Source organism: Pseudoalteromonas sp. SWN29 (assembly GCF_015864465.1).
In the GTDB taxonomy this organism is placed as follows: domain Bacteria; phylum Pseudomonadota; class Gammaproteobacteria; order Enterobacterales; family Alteromonadaceae; genus Pseudoalteromonas.
In genome coordinates, this window is record NZ_JADYXE010000033.1 from 31730 (window position 1) to 55143 (window position 23414).

The window sequence follows — 23414 nt, forward strand, 5'->3', positions numbered from 1 at the left end:
AGCTACTTAGCATTTTTGTAGTTCAGGAGCACAAGCTTTGAGAAAGTTTTTAATATTAACCCTTAGTTTGGCTTGTGCTTATTTTTTTACTGGGTATTTTAGTAACTCACTTCTTGCTGTTGATGGCTATGCGGTCGCCTCTTGGCCGCCCTCAGGAATTGCTTTAGCGAGCTTTTTAATTTGGGGACGTAAGTCATTTATTGGCCTTATTATTGGTGCTTTTTGTACTAACTTAATTCACCTTGATAACGCAGTCGATATTCTTCACTTTAATGTTTTTTTACAGGCCATTTGCGTTACTTTAGCCTCGGTTTTACAGGCTTGGGTTGGCCGTCAAATTATAGTAAATGTTATAAAAGCGCCACTGGACCTATCTTCTTTAAAACACAGTATACAGAGCTTAATAGTTGCAGGACCAATATGCTGCGTTATTGCAGCAGGTGTAGGAACTAGCTTATTAGCATTGAATAATGTGATCCCTATGCATGCTATTTTTGATAGCTTTATAGCATGGTGGATTGGTGACAGTATCGGTGTACTTATATTTACTCCACTCATGCTCGCAGCCTTTAATTACACGCAAGTACGCCACCGTATGTTGGTAATTTTACCTTCACTATTAATTTATATACTGATCAGCGTTAGTTTTTATGGCGCTGCCAGTGTTAAAAAAGAAAAAGACATTCAAAAGCAAGAAGCCAAAATACTTACTGTGCAAAATGCTATAAGCCAAAAGCTCGACGGTATTACTGCTCACTTAGGATTACTAGCGGCATATTTTGCTAGTAGTGATGACGTTAATTTTAAAGAGTTTAAACAATTTACTTCAAAGCAGTTGGACTATAGCCAAGAAATTTTAGCATTTGAATGGATACCTTATGTACCAGCAAATAAGCTCGCAGATTTTGAAACACATGAAAATACAGCCACAGGAAAACCTTTATACATAAAAGAAAAATCACTTGATGGAGGTTGGCAACCTGCAGGTACTCGTAGTAATTACTTTCCTGTAAAATATGTATATCCCTTAAAAGATAATGAAGGTGTTTTAGGGTTTGATTTAGCTTCTAGTAAAGTAAGAGGTGCAGCGCTTAGCAAAGCGAAAGAGCTTAATGAACTTGCGCTAAGTGAGCCAATTAATTTAGTCCAAAATACAGCCGAACAGGGTGTACTCTTTTTATATCCAGTTTTTGGCGAGTTGTCTACTGAAGATGATTTTCAAGGTTTTGTAGCAGCGATTGTCAGCCCTAAACGCTTATCGCAAACACTATTATTTGATCACAACAACTCAATTTCAGCCAGTTTTTTTGATACAACGATACCAGGGAAAAAGCAGCCAATTTATATGGCTGACATAAATAATTCGCAAACGCTTTTTAAAGAGTATCAATTATTAATTGGCAAGCGCATGTGGCAGGTCGAGTTATACGAACCAATAGTTAGAACGTCTTGGCTAGTTTATTGGCTTGCACAAATAGTGGGTATGTTATTTGTGTGGTTACTGATTACATTTTTGATTTCGGTTACTGGTAAAAATATACAAATTCGCGAACAAGTGGCTAAGCAAACACGTACTTTACGTAAAGAAAAACAAAAAGCAGATGAAGCGAGTCATATTAAGGGACAGTTTTTAGCGAATATGAGCCACGAAGTGCGTACCCCTATTAACGGCATAAAGGGGCTGCATTATTTAGCGCTACAGCAAAACGATTGGCAACAAGCTAGGAGCTACATAGAGCAAGCAGATGGTGCATTAGGTGTTTTACTGCGGGTATTAAACGATGTACTCGACTTTTCAAAAATGGAAGCAGGCAAGCTAGACTTAATGCAAGAGCCTATTAATGTAGCGAGTTTAGCGGATGAAATGCTTAATTTACTTCAGTTTGAAGCTGACATTAAATCAATAAAGTTAAGTCTCGATTTTGATAAAACATCAAATTTGGTCATTGATACCGATCCAATCCGCTTAAAACAAGTGCTGCTGAATCTGCTCAATAATGCGGTTAAATTTACAGGGGAAGGTGAGATCACTCTGAAAATTTGGCAGTCGAAAAAAATGACTTACTTTAGTATTAACGATACGGGTATTGGTATTAGTAGCGAAGCACAAAAACAATTGTTTAAACCGTTTGCGCAAGCCGATAGCTCAACCTCACGTCAATATGGTGGCACGGGCTTAGGGTTAAGTATTTGCAGAAAGCTGGTTGAGTTAATGGGTGGTGCAATTGATTTAGTCAGTTATGAAAGTAAAGGTTCTACATTTACATTTAGTTTGCCGCTTATATCGCCTTTACCAAAGGCGGAGCAAATTCAACAGCAATACGACGAAATAGATGTAAGTACCTTATCATTCGCAAACTATAAGTTACTTTTAGTAGAAGACAATCCGCTTAACCAGCATGTTGCCAGTGCCATTTTAAAAACAAAAGGGTGTATTGCCGACATTGCTAATGATGGTTTTGAAGCCATAGAAAAGCTAACCGAAAATAGCTACGACATTGTTCTTATGGATATTCAGATGCCAAAAATGGATGGACTCCAAGCAACAAAAGTAATTAGAAATGACTTAGGGTTAATTGATTTACCAATAATTGGCTTGTCGGCGAATGCCCATGACGATGACGTTAAAAAGGCATTAGCCTCTGGAATGAATAGTTATATCACTAAACCTATTGATGCAAATACGCTTTTTAAAACGCTTTGGCATTATTTATCAAATAAATAAGTAACGTTATTTTTTGCACAAAAAGCAGACATATGACCGCTTAAACTTAACGCAAACCATATAGACTTGAAAAATAACTATATCTGCGTATCATGCGCGCAAATTTAACTAAACTGGGTTGCTATTATGATCAATAGAAAATTACCTTTGCTAGATATTCACCGTCATTTAGATGGTAATGTACGTGCGCAAACCATATTAGAACTTGGTCGTCAGTTTAATATAGAGTTACCTGCAGATAACGTTGAGGCACTCATTCCTCATGTTCAAGTTATTGATCCTGAGCCAAACCTTATGGCTTTTTTACAAAAGTTAGATTGGGGTGTCACTGTACTTGGCGACTACGATGCGTGTAGACGTATCGCGATTGAAAACATTGAAGATGCACAAGCGCAAGGTCTTGATTACGTAGAGCTTCGCTTTAGCCCTTATTACATGGCGCAAAGCCAAGGCTTGCACCCGCAAGGGGTTGTAGAAGCGGTTGTTGATGGTATTAAATCAGCAACACAGGGCGCCAACATAAAAGCCAACTTGATTGGTATTTTATCGCGTACTTATGGCGTAAAAACGTGCCAAAAAGAGCTTGATGCATTACTTGCATTTAAAAATGATTTAGTCGCTGTTGATTTAGCCGGTGACGAAATTGGTTTTCCGGGGGAGTTATTTGTAGAGCACTTTAAGCAAGTCCGAAATGCCTATTTAGCATCGACTATTCACGCTGGTGAGGCACTTGGTGCCCCAAGTATTTGGCAAGCAATTAATGAGTTAGGTGCGAGTAGAATAGGGCATGGCGTTAAAGCAATTGAAGATCCAAAACTAATGGATTACTTACGCGATAACCGTATTGGTATTGAGTCGTGCTTAACAAGTAATATTCAAACTAGCACAGTGAACGACTTAGCTAAACACCCACTTAAACAGTTTTTAGATCACGGTATTTTAGCGTGTATTAATACTGATGACCCTGCGGTTGAAGGCATTGAAATTGAGTACGAATATACTGTTGCAGCACCTAAAGCAGGTTTAACACAAGCCGATATGGAAAAAGCCCAAACAAATGCATTAGAAATAGCATTTTTAAGCGATGGTGATAAAAAAGAACTTTCAGCACTCGTTAGCGCACGTTAATTTAAGAACATTAAAAATGCCGCTTTATATAAGCGGCATTTTTGTATCTACAGATTGGTATTAGCGTTTTTGGCAACTTATGTAATTATCGTAAAGTGCTTTAAGTACATCTGTTCGGCTGATCATGCCGATTACTTTAACGCCCTCTACAACAGGGTAGTTTTTTGGTTTTCCAGGCTGCATTTGCTCTGCTAGTTCAATAATGTTGGTATCGCCGCTGACGGTCACTACCTCTGTTTGCATAAGCTGCGAAACTTTAACCATCCCATCACAAAAATAACTGCTTTGCGTAAGTGGTTTTAATAGTTCTTGCTCTGATATAAATCCGACTAGACATTTATCTTTATCAAATACAGGTGCGCCAAGTAGTTTAAATTTTTGTAGTTCTGCTATGGCTGTCGTCATTTCTGTATCGGGTGTTATATTTGGCAACTTGCGTTGCATAAAATCTTTTACTTTTGTATTTAGCATTTGGGTCTCTCCCGCTGATGTTCTATACAAAGTATGGTTTATAGATAGGAATTTAGGAAATTGTTTATATTGATGAGATTGATAGGTTTTAACTATTAAGTATTTATTGTTATATAAAATAAAAGCACCGATTAGGTGCCTTTATTTATAACTGAAAGTAAATTTCAATTATTTGATAAATGCGAATGCATCTGCGTACATGTTTTCACGTATTGCACCATGAGTAATAAAGTCATCACGGACGATACCTATCATGTCAAAACGACCCGCCATGTAAATATCGTACGGTTCAAGCGATACAATATCTTGCATTACTGCTTTGTGTACATAACCAGTATGACCTTGCCAATTAGCAGAAGGGTTTTCTACCACAGGAATAAACTCAAAGTTTTTGTGGCTATCGGCCCATGTTTGCATTTCGGTGTGTGCGTATAAAGCAGACTCTTCTTTTACGCCCCAGTAAAACAATACAGGGCGGTCGCATTTAATCTCAGCTAAGTGATCAGCCATTGATTTTGCGTATGAAAAACCAGTACCGCCGGCAAGTAAAATAATTGGTCGCTCACATTGTAGGCGCAACTGTGAAATACCCAGTCCGGCTTCAATGTCTACTAACTGCCCATCATTATGTGCACTTCGTAAATGTTCCAGCGATTGCATTGCATACGAATCGGCACCTGACGCGCCAATATGCAGTTCTATTGCATCGCACTGTGAAGGGCGGCTAGCTATAGAAAAAGCACGTTTGTCTTTTTCGCCTAACACCAGTTGCATGTATTGGCCAGCTTCAAAGGTCACAGGTTGTTGTGGCTTTAAAATTACTTTATGAACAAATTCTGTAAGTGGGCTGATAGCTACAACTTCAGCTTTTAATGTTTGCATTTTTTACCTTTTAGCAGCGCTTTTAACAGCAGATACGCAATCGAATGAGTCGATTCTAGCATATCCGCAGGGTTATTTTATAGCCTGTTATGTACTTACATATAAGTACTTAAAGAATATTAAGGCTTTCCCAAATATCATCTACGCGGTCTTTGGTGTCTTTATCCATAACAATAGGCTCGCCCCATTCACGGGTGGTTTCGCCAGGCCATTTATTGGTAGCATCCATTCCCATTTTTGAACCAAGGCCAGAAACTGGCGATGCAAAATCGAGATAATCAATAGGTGTGTTCTCTATTAATGTTGTATCGCGGGCGGGGTCCATTCGGGTTGTTATAGCCCAAATAACATCTTCCCAATCACGGGCATTAATATCGTCATCGCACACAATTACAAACTTAGTATACATAAACTGACGTAAGAACGACCAAACGCCCATCATCACGCGCTTAGCATGACCAGGATATTGTTTTTTCATTGTTACAATCGCCATACGGTACGAGCACCCTTCAGGCGGAAGGTAAAAATCGACAATTTCAGGAAACTGCTTTTGTAATATCGGCACAAACACTTCATTAAGTGCTACACCTAAAATAGCAGGCTCATCAGGCGGACGACCAGTAAATGTGCTGTGATAAATAGGGTCTTTACGATGCGTTAAGTGAGTCACGGTCATAACTGGAAAGTCGTCGACTTCATTATAGTAACCAGTATGATCGCCATAAGGGCCTTCTGGCGCCATTTCACCCGGCATAATGTAACCTTCAAGTACTATTTCTGCACTGGCAGGGACTTGTAGGTCATTGGAAATAGATTTAACAACTTCGGTTCTGCTACCACGTAATAAACCAGCAAATGCATATTCGCTTAATGTGTCGGGTACTGGTGTTACAGCGCCTAGTATTGTTGCAGGGTCAGCACCTAATGCAACAGAAACCGGATAAGGTTGCCCTGGGTTTTCTTTACACCATTCTTGAAAATCAAGCGCGCCACCACGGTGTGATAACCAGCGCATAATTATTTTATTTTTGCCTAATAGCTGTTGGCGATAAATACCTAAATTTTGGCGCTTTTTATAAGGTCCTTTAGTTACGGTAAGGCCCCAAGTAATTAATGGTGCAGCGTCACCCGGCCAGCAATGCTGAATAGGTAATTTAGTTAAGTCTACATCATCACCTTCTAAAACTACTTGTTGGCAAGGCGCTTTTTTAACTTCTTTTGCTGGCATATTAAGCACTTGCTTAAAAATAGGTATAGCGCCTAGGGCTTCTTTAATGCCCTTTGGTGGATCTGGCTCTTTTAAAAAAGCGAGTAGCTTACCTACTTCACGTAGTTCACTAACATCGGTTTGGCCCATGCCCATAGCTACGCGTTTTGGTGTACCAAATAAATTGGTAAGCACCGGCATATCGTAGCCTTTTGGATTTTCGAATAATAACGCGGGACCTTTAGCACGCAATGTGCGATCAGATATTTCGGTCATTTCAAGATGCGGGTCGATTTCTTGGGTAATACGTTTAAGTTCGCCTTTTTTTTCAAGCAAATCGATAAAATCACGTAAATCTTTGTATTTCATTGGAGGCCGCTATTAAGCTAAAGAGTTGAAGTATTATACCCAGTTCATGCAAGGCAAGTCATTATTTGCACTCAAAACTTAGAGTACCCTTAATACAGTTACAATATATATGAGTTAATTAGTTTTTAACTTGGCTTAATACGCTTTATTACTTTATTTAGTTCAGCATTGAATTGAATATATTATTTTTTACTCTGTAACGCATTGGTGTTTTTTTCCTGCAATTATTAGCATTGCGTTGTTACCCTTCCCCCAAAATAAAACATCTTCATTTATATATTTATTACCGGATGCACTTCTTTCGCTATTAAGTAAATAAGTATGATTATTGAAAGTAAGCTCAGCATTGCTCTGATTAATAACATTGAGATTTACAGTGCTTTTGTCACATAAGTAGGTGGTACTTATTTGCGGGTCGTTACATGCCGTTAAGCTAAGTAAACCGGCCACTATAGACAAATATACTTTCATCATTCCTCCATTTACTTTTAAGCCACTGCTTTTAGATGACTTATCTATTTTGTTTATATGAGAATAACAAAGCAAAATTAACCGTTGGTGAAAATTACGCTTTACGTTATGTTTATAGCAATATTTTTTGAGCTGGGAAGCTTTATGGCTGGCACTAACCTTTTAACCTTATTAGACGATATAACTACTTTACTTGACGACATTGCGACTATGAGTAAGGTAGCAACAAAAAAAACGGCGGGTGTACTAGGTGACGATTTAGCACTTAACGCACAGCAAGTTACAGGTGTTGCCGCTGAGCGTGAATTACCTGTTGTTTGGGCTGTTGCAAAAGGCTCATTTTTAAATAAAGCGATATTGGTACCCGCCGCTTTATTAATAAGTGTATGGCTGCCTTGGCTAATAACACCTTTGTTAATGATGGGTGGCTTGTTTTTATGTTTTGAGGGAGCTGAAAAAGTATTTGCTAAGTTTTTACCTCACCACAATGAAGCGGTAGATGAGGATGAAAAATTAGATTTAGTTGAGTACGAAAAACAAAAAATAAAAGGCGCAATAAGAACCGACTTTATTCTTTCTGCCGAAATTATAGTTATTACTTTAGGCACAGTGGCAGGCGCTACATTGCTTAACCAGGCTTTAGTGCTCTGCGTTATTGCAATAATAATGACGATTGGCGTTTATGGCTTGGTTGCCGGTATTGTAAAATTGGATGATGCAGGGCTTTATTTACTTAACCAATCAAAAATATCTGCTAATAAATTTAAAGAATTACTAGGTAAAGGTTTGCTTGCCGCCGCACCTAGGCTAATGCAGTTTTTAGCGTTTGCTGGCACAATCGCGATGTTTTTAGTGGGTGGCGGTATTTTGGTCCATGGTGTTGCGTTGCTGCATCATATACAGTTGGATGTAACAAGCTATGCTCAGTCTGTTGCTGGCGGCACTGGTGAAGTATTAGCACCCCTTGTATTTGATGGTTTGCTAGGCGTTATTGCCGGCTTAGTTGTTGTGCTTATACATGTAGGTTATACAAAGTTATTTAAAAAATAATTAATAGCTGGCGTATTTATTACGCCAGCTTTATAAAAACCGACTTTTAGTCAATTGATAACTTACCTAATCGACTTACCCGCATTCAGCTATTTCACAAAGAGACTCCAGTTCAAATTGTGCTTTAGTATTTTTTTGCTCAATAGCCTTTTTATACCAATAAATTGCTTGTTGATGATTTTGCTCAGCGCCTTCACCATCACGATACATCTGCGCTAAATTTAATTGCCCCCACTGAGAACCCGCTTCGGCAGCTAATTTAAAGCTATCAAATGCTTCAACAAATAATCCATCTTTAAAATAAATAATGCCCTGTTGATTGTTTTTATCGAGCTTTAAGCCTTTATATAGTGGCTTAGGTTTAGGGGGAAACATCACAAATCCGCCATAAAGGCTGTTGGCATAAGGGCGCAGTACGTCGTAAATAACGTCGTCTTTATATAAGCGTTTTATTTCATTGCGGGGGAGAGTAATTGTTTTAGTTGAAAAATAGTCATTTTGTACTAATTGGCTAGTACGCATTGCCAGCGTAATACTGTTATTTCGTTTATAGCTGTAGTTACTTACTTGAAAGGTAGTAAATTGTGCGTCAAAACTTATTACTTGAGCAATTTTTAGGTTTGTAAGAGTCCAAGGTTCATGGGTAAATTTATCAGCCTGCACTAAGTAGGTATCGTATAGTTTTGGTGCGTTTAAGTAATGTCGTTTTTGAGCTTCGGTATCAAGATGCTGTTGATAAAAGAAGGTGACTAACCATAGCAATAAAAAGGTACCAATAAAGTACTTTGGGAAGCTAAGTTTTTCGGCTAATGGCAGCTGCTTAATTTTTACAGGTTCGCTTTTTCCGCATTGATAGCACTCGCGTTTGTAATTTAATTTTAAGGCGAGTATAGGCAAAATACTAAATCGTAAATAGCGGCTTTTATTTACTAAATGATAGGCGTCGCTTTGGCAGTGAGGACAGCGTATTGTTTGTGCAAAATGTGGAAATGATTCACTCGTGTTGAAAAGTAACATAAAGCACGCTCCTTGTTTAATTACTTAAAGGTAAAACAAGGAGCGCATTAATCAAAGCTGCAAACTGTAAGTAAGTATGTCAGGTTATTTAGTTTGCGCCTTAGGCTTGATTGTTGTTTTAGCATCGGCAGCCATTAAAGCAAATACGGCGTATGCTGCAGTATTTTGACGAAGCTTAGCGGGTGTTACTTTATCAAGGGTATCGTCGGCTGTATGGTGGTAATCAAAATAATCAGTTCCATCTTGAGCAAGTTCAAAAATAGGTGCTGACGTTACATTTTTAAGTGGAATTAGATCCGGGCCACCATTCGCTTGGTTTTTACCAATGTATTCAACATTTAATGGTGCAAGCTCTTTTGCTATAGCGCGTACTACAGGAAGTGACTCTGCGCTTACGTTCGATTCAAAAGCATATACAACATCGGCACCAAAATCAGACTCAGCGGCTGCAACAATATTGTTTAGCTCGTTTTTATGCTGTGCAAAGTACGCTTTTGCTCCCCAAAGTCCTAGCTCTTCGGCTGCAAAAAGTACCACACGAATACTGCGCTGAGGACGTTTTACATCGCTAATATGCTTAGCGGCTGCCATTGTTAGTGCAACGCCTGCGCCGTCATCTAATGCGCCAGTTCCTAAATCCCAAGAATCTAAATGTCCGCCAATTAATACGTATTGCTCAGGGCTTTCAGTACCGTTAAATTGACCAATCACGTTATAGCCAGTACCTTCGCCAAGGCTTTCGGTTTGCACATTAATATTTACCGATACGTCTTTATTTAAAGCGACTAAGCGTGCGATTTGATCGGCATCTGGGTTAGCAATGGTTACATTAGGTATTTTTTTAACACCTTCTTTATAGTAACTACCACCAGTGTGCGCAAAACGATGATGACCGGTGCTAACCGAACGCATCATGTAGGCAACAGCGCCTTTTTTAGACGCTTCTATAGCGCCAGTTCCGCGTGCTTTTACAGCAGGTCCGTAACCATTGCCGTCTATATCGCGGTTCATACGGTAATTAATATATGCAATTTTACCTTTTAAGCTGTTTGCTGGTGCTGCAATTAACTCATCAAGTGTTTCGAACAAGACTACTGGTGCTGTGATCCCATCTTTTGGCGTGCTTATACTGTTACCCAGCGCCGTTAAGTGCAGTGGTTGCTCGCTTGGAGTCAGTATTTTTCCGCTTTCGCTATAACGGCGCCATTCAGGAAACGTTGCTTTTTCTAGCCATACTTTATCAAAACCAAGCTCATTAAATTTAGCTTTAGCCCATGCAACCGCTTTTTTGTCGTTTTCGGTTCCAGGAAGTCGTGGGCCAACTTCAGTTGTTAATGACTCTAGTAATTTATAGCTTAAATCACTATTTAGAGCAGAAGTGCGTACTTCGTCTACTTGTTGTAATTGTTTTTGGGTGAATTCGGCGCTGTTAGCGTTTGCAGCCATACTGCTGGTAAACAGTAGTGCAGTAATCAATTTTTTCATTTTGGTGAGCCTTTTTAATAATTAACACTATTAGAGCATGTAATAAACACGATAAAAAATAGATGAGATGAATAGCCTTTGTAATAGTTTTATGCTGCTAGGTATAAACGTTTAGATATAAAAAAGCCCGCGTAAATGTACGCGGGCTATATTTTAAAACTATTATTGTAAGCGTTTAATCAAAAGCTAAATTGCGCAGCCAAACGAAGATTTGTACCTTCGCCAACAGTTACGTTATTAGTGCCACCACCGCCTAGATAGTTTTTATCAAATAAGTTTTCAATGTTAAGGCGTAAATTAATATCGGTATTACTTAAGTTAAACTTATAAGTAGCACCTACATCAACGCGAGTGTACGCATCTTTAGTAACTGTATTGTCGCTGTCGGCAAAGCGCTCGCCTTCATAAAAAGCACCTGCATTAAGTGCAATTGCATCGTTTAATTCATAACGAGTCCAAAGTGATGCCGACCATTTTGGTGCATCGGTAGGGCGTTTGCCTTCAAGTTTTTCATCGCGTTCAAAATTAGCATCTAGGTACATAGTTGATGCCATTACAAATAAACGATCTGTTGCAGCGCCTTGAGCTGCAATTTCAAAGCCTTTGTGGCGTTGTTCACCTACTTGGTTTGTTTCACTTGTGAATGAGCCAATAGGCGTCTCAAGCTGTTCGCTAACAAGAGTACCTTCTTTGCTAATATCAAAAATAGCACTGGTAAGCATTAAGCGGTCATCAAATAACTGCCATTTAATACCAATTTCTCTTTGCTCAGATGTAATAGCATCTAATTTCATACCGTTATTTACATCTGTTTCATCAATTAATGTTTCGCTACCTTGAGGCTCGAAACCTTCTGAGTAACTAGCGTATATAGTTGCAGAAGCATTTGGGTGATAAAGCACGCCTACTTTTGGTACAAATGATTCGTTATCTGCATCTTCTCGTGTTTGTTTATCGTAACGGCCACCTAGCGATAATTGCCACTCTGGTGAGAACGAAATTAAGTCTTGAACGTAAATACCGTAGTAGTCATATTCAGTTTCGCTTATTGTATCATCTGTTTTATAGCTTACTGATGGACGAGATGGTTCGTCTTGACCTGCTGAATAGTAAAGGTATTCTTCTTTAGGCAGTGCTGTGCGTAATTGCCCGTAGTAGTAATCAAGCGAGTTTGCGCCAATTAAAAACTGATGCTGTAAGCCAGCTGTTTCAAACTCACCAATAAAATCAATAAATGCGGTTTTAAACTGCCAATCATCAAAACGATCGTAAGGGCGAGATTCATAGCTGTCGCCTTCAGTAAAGCCACCCGGCATACGCGGTGCCGATTCAAAACGTTGGCGCTTAAAGTCTTGCTCATTATAACCAAGTTTTACTTGCCAGTTATCGGTTAAAAATACTTCTAGGTCTACACCTACGTTTTCTACAGTGATATCGGTAAATGCCCAAGACATATCACGAATAGTTTTATCATCGCCAATTACATTGGCATTATCATCTATCCATGCGCCAGTATCTAAACCGGCTTTATCGTCTGTGCGGTCGTAATGCACACGTACTAATGCGTTGTCGCTAATATCGTAATCTACAACTAAAGCACCTAAAAAGCGGTCACGCTCGCGGTTTTCACCGTTTTGGTATTCACGCCAGTAATCAACATCTTGTTTAACTAAAATACCGCGAGCACGTAAATCTTCCGATTCTGTTAATGCGCCTGCAGCATCAACCATAAAGCGCGTTGAACCATGTTGGTCTACATCGGCACTGGCATTAAATAATGTCGTTGCAGTTGGTTTTTTGGTTACCATGTTAACCAATCCACCAGGGCCTGACTGACCATATAAAATACTTGATGGGCCTTTAATTACTTCAACTTGTTGCAAAATTTCGATTGGTTGCTGGTAGTGCGACCAATGCTGATGCCCGTCGCGTAAATAACCTGTCGATGAGCTTAGCTCAAACCCACGTAAGTTAAATACTTCACGGTTTCGTTGCTGTGAGCCTGCCGTTAAGCTGGCATCATTTGTTAGTACTTCGCCAAGGGTAGTGGCAAGTTGTTCATTAACAATAGTGTCTGTAATTACGGTTACAGATTGTGCTGTTTCAAGTAATGAAGCTGACGTTCTCATTGCGCCATTGGCGTTATCTACTTTGTAATCGTTAAAGTAGCTACCTTTTACTTCTATACGTTCAAGGTCGGTAGAGTTTGCATATGCGTTTGTTGTAATGCTTGCCAATAGTGCTATGTAAAGAGAATTCAGTTTCATTGATTGCTTCCAGCGCAGTTATGTAAAAAACAATCGAGATCCTAATGCAAATCACTATCATTTTCAACACCTTTCATTAACATGCTTTATAATGTGTTTGTTAATGGTTGCCAATTGCGAATTCTGCTATTATTAGCAGCATATTTAGTGGGGCTTTCTCCCATGTTATTTTTATTGCTATGGAACTTACTGTGACTTCAACTGCTTTTTCATCTTTGGCTTTACCAGCTGGACTCGTTGATAATTTATCAACACTTGGCTATGCCCACATGACACCTGTACAAGCGCAAAGTTTACCGCCTGTACTTGCTGGTAAAGACATCATTGCTCAGGCAAAAACCGGTTCAGGTAAAACTGCTGCGTTTAGTTTGGGCGTACTCGCTAAATTAAACGTAAAACGCTTTCGTATTCAGTCGTTAGTTTTATGCCCAACCCGAGAGCTTGCTGAGCAGGTTGCGGTTGAAATGCGCAAATTAGCGCGCGGTATCCACAATATTAAAATATTAACGTTATGTGGCGGTGTATCAATTGGTCCTCAAATTGGCTCACTTGAACATGGCGCACATATTATTGTTGGCACGCCCGGGCGTGTTGATGACCATATTCGTAAAGGTACTTTACGTTTAGACGATGTTGAAACACTGGTGCTTGATGAAGCCGATCAAATGCTTGATATGGGTTTTCAAGACACACTTGATGCAATTATTGAGCGTATTCCACAGAATCGTCAAACATTGTTATTTAGTGCAACATTCCCAAGAGCGATTGAAGCAATTGCTAAACGTGTACTTAAAAATCCAGAAATGGTTAAAGTAGAAGAAGAGCAAGCCAAAAGTACAATTAAGCAGTACTTCTACAAAATGGATAACAATAAGCAGCGCTACCCAACACTTAAATTATTGCTACTTAAGTTTACGCCACAAAGCTGTGTTGTATTTTGTAATACCAAGGTAGAAACACAACAAGTGTGTGATGATTTAGCTGATGAAGGCTTTAGTGCTGTTTCACTACATGGAGATTTAGAACAACGTGATCGTGAGCGTACGCTAATCCATTTTTCAAATAAAAGTGCTTCAATACTTGTTGCAACCGATGTTGCAGCACGTGGTTTAGATATTGATGACATGGATATGGTTATTAACTACCATTTAGCGCATGACACGCAAACACATGTGCATCGTGTTGGCCGAACTGGACGTGCTGGTAAAAAGGGCATTGCATGTTCTATTTACGGTGAAGCAGAAGCATTTAAAATTGCTCAAATAGGGGAGCATTACGAGCGCGATATTACGCCAGAGCAAATGCCGTCGTTTAATTTATTAGATAAACCGCCGTACCGCCCTGAAATGGTTACTTTGATGATTGATTCAGGTAAAAAACAAAAAGTGCGCGCTGGTGATATTTTAGGTGCTTTAACGGGTAAAGATGGGGTTGCAGGTCGTCAGGTAGGTAAAATTAATGTACTTGATAACGTAGCGTTTGTTGCTGTTGAGCGTAACTCATTAAAACCTGCGCTCCGTAAATTAACCGAAGGTAATATTAAAGGGCGTAAGATACGCGCACGTCGTCTTACTCGTTAATTTAAAAGGCTAAATTAACAAATTAGCGAGCAGCTACCTTTAGCTGCTCGTATTGTAATTTTATTTTATTAAACTTCACTTCACATCCATTTGGTTTATCTGGGTGCATTTTTAATGCTAACTGTCGCCAGCGTTTTTGAAGGTTTTTAAGCGTAAAATTTTCAGGTAACTTCCATTCTAAAGCCAACGCTTTAAATTCACTTTCGTTTAAAGTCTGTTGTGGTGACGTCGTTTTAAATTGACGCCAAAAGCTATTTAAAAGCGTATCAATCTGCTCTTCACTGGTATCGTAATTATGCCAATCTAAATAATAATCTCGCAAATTTTCACTTGTTGTTACTAAACTATTAGCTCCTTTTTCTAAAAGCTCGATATGCAGAGTTGAAATGAGTAAACTCTGAGGACGCAATTGTGCCTGAAGTTGGTACAATGCATTCATAATTAAAAAGTTACGTTTAAATAAATCACGTTCAGGGCTTTTATCGAGAGTTGTAATTGCGCTGCGGTTTGTCAGTTCTGCTGCTAAAGTATGAACTTGCCAAACCTGCTTTGTTAATATTAGCTCAAAAATCTCATCAATCAGTGGGTTAAGCATTGTTTAGGCCCTAGTAGTTGGTGTATCTTCAATAAAGATTACACTGATATAAGTAACGGTTTGAAGGATTAAAATTATGCTGGGCAAGTTTAAATGCCTCTTATTTACTATATGCTGTGTATTAATAGCTCCTAGCTATGCCCAAGATACTGATTCGCTATTTGAGCAATTCAAAAACGAAGTGCAGTGGGAGCCTAAATTACAATTAGCAAACACGCTACTCACTAATAAAAACATCTCTAAAAAAGAGCGTGTCGCTGTTTATTCAGCATTGGGTAATAGTGCGTTATCGGCTGATAATTTTAAAGAATCTTTACACTATTTTAAATTACTAGAACAACATACCTCAGATACTTTCTTTCCTGATGAGCACTTCCGTGCAATAAAAATGCAAGGTGTGGCACTTTTTTATCAAGGCTTATTTCAAAAGGCTATTACTGAATATACCCGCACCCTAGTATTAGCTGAAAAAAATGAACAATTACTTGAACAAGCAAATTTACTAAATAATATTGGCTTGGCTTATTTTAATATGAATAAGCTAGGCGATACCCTAGAGTTTTATTTAAAAGCAAAAGCTATTTACGAAGCGCACGGTAGTGAGCAAGATCAAACCGATATATTGCTTAATATAGCAGGTGTTTATATACGTTTATCACGCTACGATAGTGCGTTTAGCCTTTATCAAGATGTGCTTAAGGTTTATGAGCGATTAGATGATAAAAGCGGTATTGCGCAGGTATATAATAATATGGGTGTTGCTCATATGGAGAGTAACCAATTTGATTTAGCACTACATTATTATCAGTTAGCGCTGCGTTATTATATTTCAGCCAATGATTATAATAAGTTATCTACACAATATACTAATTTGGCAAATACTAATTTAGTATTGAAAAAAGTTGATGAGGCATACGAGCAAGCTAAATTAGGTGAGCACTATGCGCTTAAAATAGATAACCATAATTTAGAGCTCAATGCGCTACACGCGCTAGCTAAAATTCAGTTTGTTAAGGGAGATTTAGAAGAGGCTCAAATAAATTTAGATAGAGCTATTTTACTTGCTCATGAATATGGCAGTGAGCGAATAATTAGGGAGAGCTTAGGCGCTAAAGCACTTCTTGAGGCTAGTAAAGGTGATTATTCAAGCGCTATGGCTCTGCAGCAAAAGTATATTAGTGAGCAACGAAAACTTAGAAGTACGGCAATTATCAATGCATTAGCAGTTCTTCAAAACCAATTTAAAGCAACGCAATTAAACCAAGAAATAGAAAAACTTAAACAAGATCGCCGTGTGCAAAAGCTAAAAATGTCGCAGCGTTCCCAGCTTACTCTATTCTCTTTTTTACTGTTACTTTTAGTTGTTGTAACAGGTATTGCGCTTTATCGTCGTGGTGCAGAAAAACGTGCAAAGCAGCTGTTAACAGAACAAGTTACGCAGCGCACAGCCGAGTTACAGGCGATTGCACAAGAGCTCAGAGAAGCCAACGATGTTAAAAGTCAGTTTTTAGCTAATATTAGCCACGAAATTCGCACCCCTCTCACAGCTATATTAGGGCAAACAGATGCTTTAATTAATGGGTTATATGAGCCAGAATCACTTAAAGATGAGTTAAGAGTAATTCAGCGCCATAGCGATCATTTAAAAAGCTTAATAAACGACGTACTCGATTTAAGTAAAATTGAAGCCAATAGATTAGAGTTAAATATTTCATGCTTTGATATTGTAGAGCTTGTAAATGATGTGCACGCAATGTTTATCACCGAAGCAAAAGCAAAAAATCTACACCTTATTTTAGACAATCAAGTGGGTAATGAATTTTACACTAAGCTCGACTTGATTCGCGTAAAGCAGATTCTGATAAATTTATGTGCAAATGCTATTAAGTTCACTCATTCTGGGCAGGTTATCATTGCTTTAAATAAGAGTGAGCAGGGGCTAGTTATTATTGTAAAAGATACCGGTATAGGTATGAGCTCTAAACAGTTAAAGCTTATTTTTGAATGCTTTAGCCAAGCAGATAACAGTATTAGCCGCCGTTTTGGTGGTACGGGCTTAGGCCTTAGCTTATCGCAACAATTGGCCTCTATGATGGGCGGTTATATAAGCGTACAAAGCGAATATAAAAAAGGCAGTCAATTCTCGTTTTTCTTACCCTGTGCAGAAGTAAATAAATCGCAAAGCATGATTGAAAATCAAAGTGCTCCTAAGGCAAATAAGCAATTGGCTGGTCGGGTTGTACTTGCAGAAGATCATCCTGACAATCGTAGGTTAATAAGCCGCTACTTACGCTCAATGGGGCTGGAGGTTATTGCTGTAGAGAATGGTGAGCAAGCGGTAGAGAAGTGCTTACAAGAGTATCCGGATTTAGTTTTACTCGATATTCAAATGCCCGTGATGGATGGGCGTTCTGCTTTTACACTATTAAAGAAATGTGGTTTTGAACGGCCTATTTTTGCTTTAACCGCAAATGCTATGAGCCATGAAGTAGATAGTTATTTAGAGCTTGGATTTACTGGTTACTTAGGTAAACCGATCGACAAAGAGTCATTTTATAAAGCACTTTCTAATCACCTCAATAGCGCAGAGAATCAGCCAATTACAAAGCATACTGAAATTGATATAAGCGATTTGGTGATTAGCTTTAAGCAAAGCTTTGCTTTAGAGAGTGAAACAATTACTCAGCATTTTATAAGCGAGGATTTAGATGCGCTACAAAAAGATAGTCATCGCATATTAGGAGCAGCGCAAATGTTTGGCTTAGATGAAATTGCGCAATCAGCAAAAAGTTTAGATAGAGCACTTATACGTAGAACCCAAAAGAGTAGTGGGGATGACTTTAAAACGTTAGTTACTTCGCTGCAGAGCGTACTAAAAAAGTATAATGATACCAATTCCAATAAATAGCTGATCTATTTTACTTGCTAAAACAACCCATTTCTTTGTTGTGAATTTCGCAAAGGGAACAACCATTTACATCAATTTACGCCTAGAACTGAATTATTTTTTCGGCGTAAAATTTAGATCACATACTTAATGGAATTGGTATGAAAGCTAAACTGTATTTAATCCAGACACAAAAAAAGCGCCTAAGGCGCTTTTTTTATTCAATTAAAACGCGTTTATTGGCGTCTCATCGAATCAAAAAATTCGTTATTGGTTTTGCTCATCGATAGTTTATCGATTAAGAATTCCATAGCATCAATTTCTGACATGTCATGAACAATTTTACGTAAAATCCAAAGCTTTTGAAGCTCATCTGGTTTTGTTAGTAATTCTTCACGACGAGTACCTGAGCGGTTAAAGTCGATAGCTGGGAATACACGTCTTTCCGCAATTTTACGGTTAAGGTGTAATTCCATATTACCAGTACCTTTAAACTCTTCGTAGATAACTTCATCCATTTTAGAGCCAGTATCGATAAGCGCTGTAGCTATGATTGTTAAGCTACCACCTTCCTCAACGTTACGTGCAGCACCAAAGAAGCGCTTAGGTTTGTGTAATGCATTAGCGTCTACACCACCAGTAAGTACTTTACCTGATGAAGGAATAACGGTGTTATAAGCACGTGCTAAACGAGTGATTGAATCCAATAAGATAACAACATCTTTTTTGTGTTCAACTAAGCGTTTTGCTTTTTCAATAACCATTTCGGCAACTTGTACGTGGCGAGAAGCTGGTTCATCGAACGTTGATGCAATAACCTCACCTTTAACTAGGCGCTGCATCTCTGTTACTTCTTCCGGACGCTCATCAATCAGTAATACCATTAATGTTGCATCTGGATGGTTATGCGTAATTGATTGCGCAATATTTTGAAGTAGCATTGTTTTACCCGCTTTTGGCGGCGCTACTAACAAACCACGTTGGCCGCGGCCAATAGGAGATGCTAAATCAAGTACACGGGCTGTAATATCTTCTTTACTGCCGTTACCACGTTCCATGCGAAAACGTTCGTTAGCGTGTAACGGCGTCAAGTTTTCAAAAAGAATTTTAGTACGAGAGTTTTCAGGTTTATCAAAGTTAACTTCATTTACTTTAAGTAAAGCAAAGTAACGTTCGCCATCTTTCGGTGGACGAATAAGTCCTGAAATTGAATCGCCAGTACGCATGCTGAAACGGCGAATTTGGCTAGGTGAAACATAAATGTCATCTGGGCCAGCTAAGTAAGAGGCTTCCGATGATCTTAAAAAGCCGAAACCATCTTGTAAAATCTCTAATACACCGCCGCCGAAGATATTTTCTCCGCCTTTGGCATGGGATTTAAGAATGGCAAAAATGATATCTTGCTTTCTTAAGCGGGCTACGTTTTCGAGCCCCATGGACTCAGCTAAGTCTACAAGTTCTTTAATGGACTTGTCTTTTAATTCGCGTAAATGCATATTGGTGGGTTCTTTATTACAGTTGTCATACTCAAAATCGCTTTGATCGTTGAGTGAGGTTTGTTGAATATAACTAAGGATTAGTTGGCTTTATAAACTAGCAGTTCACTGGCAAAGCGTCCAGTCTTTATACAAAATAAATTTAAAAAAAGGGCAAAAAGCCCTTTTTTATTGTTCTAGCTTACAGTTAGATGTTGTTTTCTAAAAACTCGATAAGTTGAGTTTTTGAAAGAGCACCTACTTTCGTTGCAGCTACTTGGCCATCTTTGAAAAGAAGTAAAGTAGGGATACCACGAATACCAAATTTTGGCGGTGTGCCAGCATTTTGGTCAATGTTTAATTTAGCAACAGTCACACGGCTGTCGTATTCATCAGCAACTTCGTGAAGAATAGGGGCGATCATTTTACAAGGTCCACACCATTCAGCCCAGAAATCTACTAGTACTGGTTTGTCTGATTGTAATACGTCAGCTTCAAAGCTATCGTCAGTAATTTGGATTATTTTCTCGCTCATTGCGCTCTCCGATTTAGTTAGGCGAAATATTTAGTGCGTATTTAAACACTCTTGTTTCTTATTGCAAGTTTAAACGTTATGCTTAAACGCTATGACTAAGACACATTTAACCGATAAAAAGTTTTCAGACTTTGCTATCGCACCGGAAGTGGTTGCCGGTTTAACCGAGAATGGGTTTGAATATTGCACACCTATTCAAGCAAAATGCCTACCTTTTATTTGTGATGGACGCGATATCGCGGGCCAAGCTCAAACTGGTACAGGCAAAACGTTGGCGTTTTTAACTGCCACGTGCCATCGGTTATTACAATCTAGCAAAGCACCTAGTAAACATCCAAGAGCCCTGATCATGGCCCCTACTCGGGAGCTTGCGATTCAGATACACAAAGATGCTAAAATTTTAGCGCCGCACTGTAATCTTAACTTAGGTTTAGTATATGGTGGCGAAGATTACGAAAAACAACGTGCACAACTAGAAAAAGGCGTTGATATTTTAATTGGTACTACAGGTCGCCTAATAGATCTGTATAAGCAAGGCTGTTACACCCTTAATGAAATTGAGGTAGTCGTGCTTGACGAAGCTGATCGTATGTTCGATTTAGGTTTCATCAAAGATATTCGCTATATGTTCGATCGTATGCCAGATACATCAAAGCGTTTAAACTTATTATTTTCTGCCACATTATCGTATCGCGTACAAGAGTTAGCGTTTGAACACATGACAAACCCAGAGCATGTTCAAATTGAACCTGACGTTAAAACGGGTAAACGTATTCAAGAAGAGCTATTTCATCCTTCGCAAGAAGATAAAATTAAGCTGTTGTTAACCTTAATTGAAGAAGAATGGCCAGAGAAAGCAATCGTGTTTGCAAATACCAAGCACAGTTGTGAAACAGTTTATGCTTGGCTTAAATCTGATGGTCATCGTGTTGGTATGCTTACTGGTGATGTTAACCAGAAAAAACGCCAAACTATATTAGCGCAGTTCAGTAAAGGCGACTTAGACTTTTTGGTGGCAACCGATGTTGCAGCACGTGGTCTTCACATCCCTGAAGTAAGTCATGTATTTAACTTTGACCTACCTGACGATTGCGAAGATTATGTTCACCGTATTGGTCGTACTGGCCGTGCAGGTGCATCAGGCCACGCAATTAGTTTTGCATGTGAGCAATATGCATATAACCTGCATGAAATTGAAGAATATATAGAGCACAGCATTCCTTTATCGCATTATGATAAAACAGCATTGCTAGATGATTTAACTCAGCCTATTATTCAAAGAAAGCGCAACTATTCAAATGGTCCACGTAATCGCAGTAATAACAGCGGACGTCGCCCAAATAATAGTTACCAAAAAGGACGGTCGTAAGCGACCGTTTGTATAAGTAGTAGTAACTAGAGGTTTTTGAACGGTGGGGCAACTTAAACCGCAAAAAAATGTATACGCAGTTATTGATTTAGGCTCAAATAGCTTTCATATGCTTATAGCCAAATCAATTGCTGGCGGTCTACAAACAATTGGACGTGTTAAACGCAAAGTCCGATTAGCCGCAGGGCTCGATAAAGATAATGTATTAAGCACTGAAGCAATGCAGCGAGGCTGGGAATGCCTTGCCCTTTTTGCTGAGCGTCTACAAGATATCCCAGATAAAAACATCACCATAGTAGCAACCGCTACCTTACGATTGGCAACTAACGCCGAAGTATTCAAAAATCATGCAGAAAAGATTCTTGGCCATAACATTAATGTTATTAGCGGAGAATTAGAAGCGCGCACAATTTATAAAGGTGTTGCTCATACTTCATCTTGTACTGGTAAACAGCTTGTTATTGACATTGGTGGTGCAAGTACCGAAGTTGTAATTGGTAAAGCATTTGATGCCTTACATTACAAAAGCCTCAATATGGGATGTGTTACCTATCTTGAACGCTACTTTAAAGATTGCCAACTAAGTAAGAGTAACTTTAACGCAGCAATAAAAGCGGCTCGTACAGTCATTGATGAAATTTCTCCAGAATATAAAGCAGCTGGATGGCAAATTGCATCAGGCGCTTCTGGTACAGTACAAGCAATTCAAGAAATTATGGTCGCTCAAAATCTTGACGACTTACTCACACTTGAAAAGCTAAACACCATAAAAGAGCAAGCAATTGCATTTAGCACTATTGCAGCGCTAGACCTTCCTGGATTAAGTGAAGACCGTCGATTGGTATTTGTATCAGGACTCGCTATCTTAATCGCACTATTTGAATCTCTTGAAATAGAAAAAATGGGATTGGCGGGTGGAGCACTACGTGAAGGTGTTTTGTATAGTATGGTTCCGGAGTTTCATAATAACGACATTCGTAAACGCACAGTTGATGGGTTTATGAGTCGTTATCACGTTGATCAAAAACAAGCGTGTCGAGTTTCAAGCTTGGCTATGCAGTTAGCGGTAAGTATTGATAAAGATTGGCCAATTGAAAGCTTAAATGGGTTACCACTTTTAAAAGCGGTAGCGCAGCTTCATGAGATTGGATTACTAATAGAGTATAAGCAGTACCATAAACACACCGCTTATATTTTGGAAAATACCGATATGCCTGGTTTTTCACAGTCAGAGCATAAATTAATAGTAGCGGTAGCAGATGCGCATCGTTCAGATTTTCCAAAAGGCTGTTTTAATTCACTCGGCGTAAATAGTCTATTAGCGCAATATATAGTGAGATTACTACGAATAGCAGTCATCTTATCAATGCGCAGACAAGACGATGTACTGCCTAAGTTTGAGTTAACTGCTAAAAATGAAGTGTTAGACCTTAAGTTTGAAAGTAACTGGTTAAAAGATCATCCGTTAATGGCCAGCGAGCTACAACAAGAGTCTAAACAACAAGGTAAACTTGGGTGGAAGCTCATAGTAAACTAATTAAAAAGGCCCATCAGGGCCTTTTTAGTGTTTAAAGTAACCATTTCGATGTAAATATGTGCGAACAGCATATTATTTCAAGTTTTCTTTAAAAAAGGGTTGATCTGTTTTCGGATCTCCCTATAATGCGACCCCACTGAGACGGGAAACGCCAACGCATAGCGAGGCACGAACTACCTCAGAGAGTTAAATAAAACTTCGGTTTTAAATTGTCGAAAGAAAGTTTAAAACAAAGTATTGACTCGAAAAATAAAGGGTGTATTATTCGCATCCCTTGAGACGCTAAAGCGACTCAAAACGTTCTTTAACAATATAAAGCAATCATCTGTGTGGGCACTCGTACAGATTGAGTTCTAACAGCCAA

At 38.8% G+C, this 23414-nt stretch carries 17 protein-coding genes; 7 read left to right on the top strand and 10 right to left on the bottom strand.

Going from position 1 to position 23414, the window contains the following annotated elements; genetic code table 11:
• Window positions 1-37 precede the first annotated feature (37 nt).
• Complete coding sequence (locus I6F53_RS13405) at window positions 38-2725, top strand: CHASE domain-containing protein (RefSeq protein WP_197239875.1); 2688 nt, start codon at window positions 38-40, stop codon at window positions 2723-2725.
• A 126-nt stretch (window positions 2726-2851) separates the two neighbouring features.
• Complete coding sequence (add, locus tag I6F53_RS13410; RefSeq protein ID WP_197239876.1) at window positions 2852-3853, top strand: adenosine deaminase; 1002 nt, start codon at window positions 2852-2854, stop codon at window positions 3851-3853.
• Between the two features lie 60 nt (window positions 3854-3913).
• Here add and I6F53_RS13415 read toward each other — a convergent pair whose 3' ends face one another.
• The 4 genes from I6F53_RS13415 to I6F53_RS13430 all read right to left on the bottom strand — a co-directional run bounded on the left by I6F53_RS13415 (window position 3914) and on the right by I6F53_RS13430 (window position 7253).
• The gene (locus I6F53_RS13415; RefSeq protein ID WP_166419570.1) at window positions 3914-4324 is read right to left on the bottom strand and encodes a CBS domain-containing protein; all 411 of its coding nucleotides are present in this window, start codon (window positions 4322-4324) and stop codon (window positions 3914-3916) included.
• A gap of 168 nt (window positions 4325-4492) precedes the next feature.
• Entirely contained in the window at window positions 4493-5206 is a 714-nt protein-coding gene (gene fre, locus I6F53_RS13420) for an NAD(P)H-flavin reductase (RefSeq protein ID WP_166419571.1), read from the bottom strand.
• A gap of 109 nt (window positions 5207-5315) precedes the next feature.
• Window positions 5316-6782 (bottom strand): 4-hydroxy-3-polyprenylbenzoate decarboxylase, encoded by a 1467-nt coding sequence (ubiD, locus tag I6F53_RS13425; protein WP_197239877.1) that lies wholly within the window; start codon window positions 6780-6782, stop codon window positions 5316-5318.
• Between the two features lie 189 nt (window positions 6783-6971).
• Window positions 6972-7253 (bottom strand): MliC family protein, encoded by a 282-nt coding sequence (locus tag I6F53_RS13430; protein ID WP_197181158.1) that lies wholly within the window; start codon window positions 7251-7253, stop codon window positions 6972-6974.
• A 144-nt stretch (window positions 7254-7397) separates the two neighbouring features.
• On the opposite strand from I6F53_RS13430, the gene I6F53_RS13435 reads away from it, so the two are divergent.
• Window positions 7398-8303, top strand: coding sequence for a DUF808 domain-containing protein (locus I6F53_RS13435; RefSeq protein WP_197181128.1), 906 nt, complete (start codon window positions 7398-7400; stop codon window positions 8301-8303).
• 75 nt (window positions 8304-8378) lie between these two features.
• Here the strand turns inward: I6F53_RS13435 and I6F53_RS13440 are convergent, their stop codons facing one another.
• From I6F53_RS13440 to I6F53_RS13450, 3 genes are all read right to left on the bottom strand, one after another.
• Window positions 8379-9320, bottom strand: a complete 942-nt coding sequence (locus I6F53_RS13440; protein ID WP_197239878.1) for a tetratricopeptide repeat protein — start codon at window positions 9318-9320, stop codon at window positions 8379-8381.
• 84 nt (window positions 9321-9404) lie between these two features.
• The gene (locus tag I6F53_RS13445) at window positions 9405-10805 is read right to left on the bottom strand and encodes a M20/M25/M40 family metallo-hydrolase (protein WP_197239879.1); all 1401 of its coding nucleotides are present in this window, start codon (window positions 10803-10805) and stop codon (window positions 9405-9407) included.
• 179 nt (window positions 10806-10984) lie between these two features.
• Window positions 10985-13072, bottom strand: a complete 2088-nt coding sequence (locus tag I6F53_RS13450; protein ID WP_197239880.1) for a TonB-dependent siderophore receptor — start codon at window positions 13070-13072, stop codon at window positions 10985-10987.
• A gap of 191 nt (window positions 13073-13263) precedes the next feature.
• Between I6F53_RS13450 and dbpA the strand changes: the two genes are divergently transcribed.
• Window positions 13264-14652, top strand: a complete 1389-nt coding sequence (dbpA, locus tag I6F53_RS13455; protein ID WP_197181124.1) for an ATP-dependent RNA helicase DbpA — start codon at window positions 13264-13266, stop codon at window positions 14650-14652.
• Between the two features lie 22 nt (window positions 14653-14674).
• Here the strand turns inward: dbpA and I6F53_RS13460 are convergent, their stop codons facing one another.
• Window positions 14675-15247: a DNA-J related domain-containing protein gene (locus I6F53_RS13460; RefSeq protein WP_197181123.1), complete on the bottom strand. Its 573-nt coding sequence runs from the start codon at window positions 15245-15247 to the stop codon at window positions 14675-14677.
• Window positions 15248-15323: 76 nt separating this feature from the next.
• On the opposite strand from I6F53_RS13460, the gene I6F53_RS13465 reads away from it, so the two are divergent.
• Window positions 15324-18155, top strand: coding sequence for an ATP-binding protein (locus I6F53_RS13465; protein ID WP_197239881.1), 2832 nt, complete (start codon window positions 15324-15326; stop codon window positions 18153-18155).
• A 215-nt stretch (window positions 18156-18370) separates the two neighbouring features.
• On the opposite strand, the gene rho is transcribed toward I6F53_RS13465, so the two are convergent.
• The gene (rho, locus tag I6F53_RS13470; protein ID WP_197181121.1) at window positions 18371-19630 is read right to left on the bottom strand and encodes a transcription termination factor Rho; all 1260 of its coding nucleotides are present in this window, start codon (window positions 19628-19630) and stop codon (window positions 18371-18373) included.
• A gap of 187 nt (window positions 19631-19817) precedes the next feature.
• Window positions 19818-20144, bottom strand: a complete 327-nt coding sequence (gene trxA, locus I6F53_RS13475; RefSeq protein ID WP_002960942.1) for a thioredoxin TrxA — start codon at window positions 20142-20144, stop codon at window positions 19818-19820.
• A 91-nt stretch (window positions 20145-20235) separates the two neighbouring features.
• On the opposite strand from trxA, the gene rhlB reads away from it, so the two are divergent.
• Together rhlB and gppA are read left to right on the top strand one after the other, a co-directional pair.
• On the top strand, window positions 20236-21513 hold the full coding sequence (rhlB, locus tag I6F53_RS13480) for an ATP-dependent RNA helicase RhlB (protein WP_024598841.1): 1278 nt from the start codon (window positions 20236-20238) through the stop codon (window positions 21511-21513).
• Between the two features lie 43 nt (window positions 21514-21556).
• Window positions 21557-23050: a guanosine-5'-triphosphate,3'-diphosphate diphosphatase gene (gene gppA / locus I6F53_RS13485; RefSeq protein ID WP_197239882.1), complete on the top strand. Its 1494-nt coding sequence runs from the start codon at window positions 21557-21559 to the stop codon at window positions 23048-23050.
• Window positions 23051-23414 lie beyond the last annotated feature (364 nt).

Bases quoted from the DNA above. Each gene is read 5' to 3' on its own strand.
- add (WP_197239876.1), top strand. From the start codon at position 2,852: ATGATCAATAGAAAATTACCTTTGCTAGATATTCACCGTCATTTAGAT.
- I6F53_RS13415 (WP_166419570.1), bottom strand. From the start codon at position 4,324: ATGCTAAATACAAAAGTAAAAGATTTTATGCAACGCAAGTTGCCAAAT.
- fre (WP_166419571.1), bottom strand. From the start codon at position 5,206: ATGCAAACATTAAAAGCTGAAGTTGTAGCTATCAGCCCACTTACAGAA.
- ubiD (WP_197239877.1), bottom strand. From the start codon at position 6,782: ATGAAATACAAAGATTTACGTGATTTTATCGATTTGCTTGAAAAAAAA.
- I6F53_RS13430 (WP_197181158.1), bottom strand. From the start codon at position 7,253: ATGAAAGTATATTTGTCTATAGTGGCCGGTTTACTTAGCTTAACGGCA.
- I6F53_RS13435 (WP_197181128.1), top strand. From the start codon at position 7,398: ATGGCTGGCACTAACCTTTTAACCTTATTAGACGATATAACTACTTTA.
- I6F53_RS13440 (WP_197239878.1), bottom strand. From the start codon at position 9,320: ATGTTACTTTTCAACACGAGTGAATCATTTCCACATTTTGCACAAACA.
- I6F53_RS13445 (WP_197239879.1), bottom strand. From the start codon at position 10,805: ATGAAAAAATTGATTACTGCACTACTGTTTACCAGCAGTATGGCTGCA.
- I6F53_RS13450 (WP_197239880.1), bottom strand. From the start codon at position 13,072: ATGAAACTGAATTCTCTTTACATAGCACTATTGGCAAGCATTACAACA.
- I6F53_RS13460 (WP_197181123.1), bottom strand. From the start codon at position 15,247: ATGCTTAACCCACTGATTGATGAGATTTTTGAGCTAATATTAACAAAG.
- I6F53_RS13465 (WP_197239881.1), top strand. From the start codon at position 15,324: ATGCTGGGCAAGTTTAAATGCCTCTTATTTACTATATGCTGTGTATTA.
- rho (WP_197181121.1), bottom strand. From the start codon at position 19,630: ATGCATTTACGCGAATTAAAAGACAAGTCCATTAAAGAACTTGTAGAC.
- trxA (WP_002960942.1), bottom strand. From the start codon at position 20,144: ATGAGCGAGAAAATAATCCAAATTACTGACGATAGCTTTGAAGCTGAC.
- rhlB (WP_024598841.1), top strand. From the start codon at position 20,236: ATGACTAAGACACATTTAACCGATAAAAAGTTTTCAGACTTTGCTATC.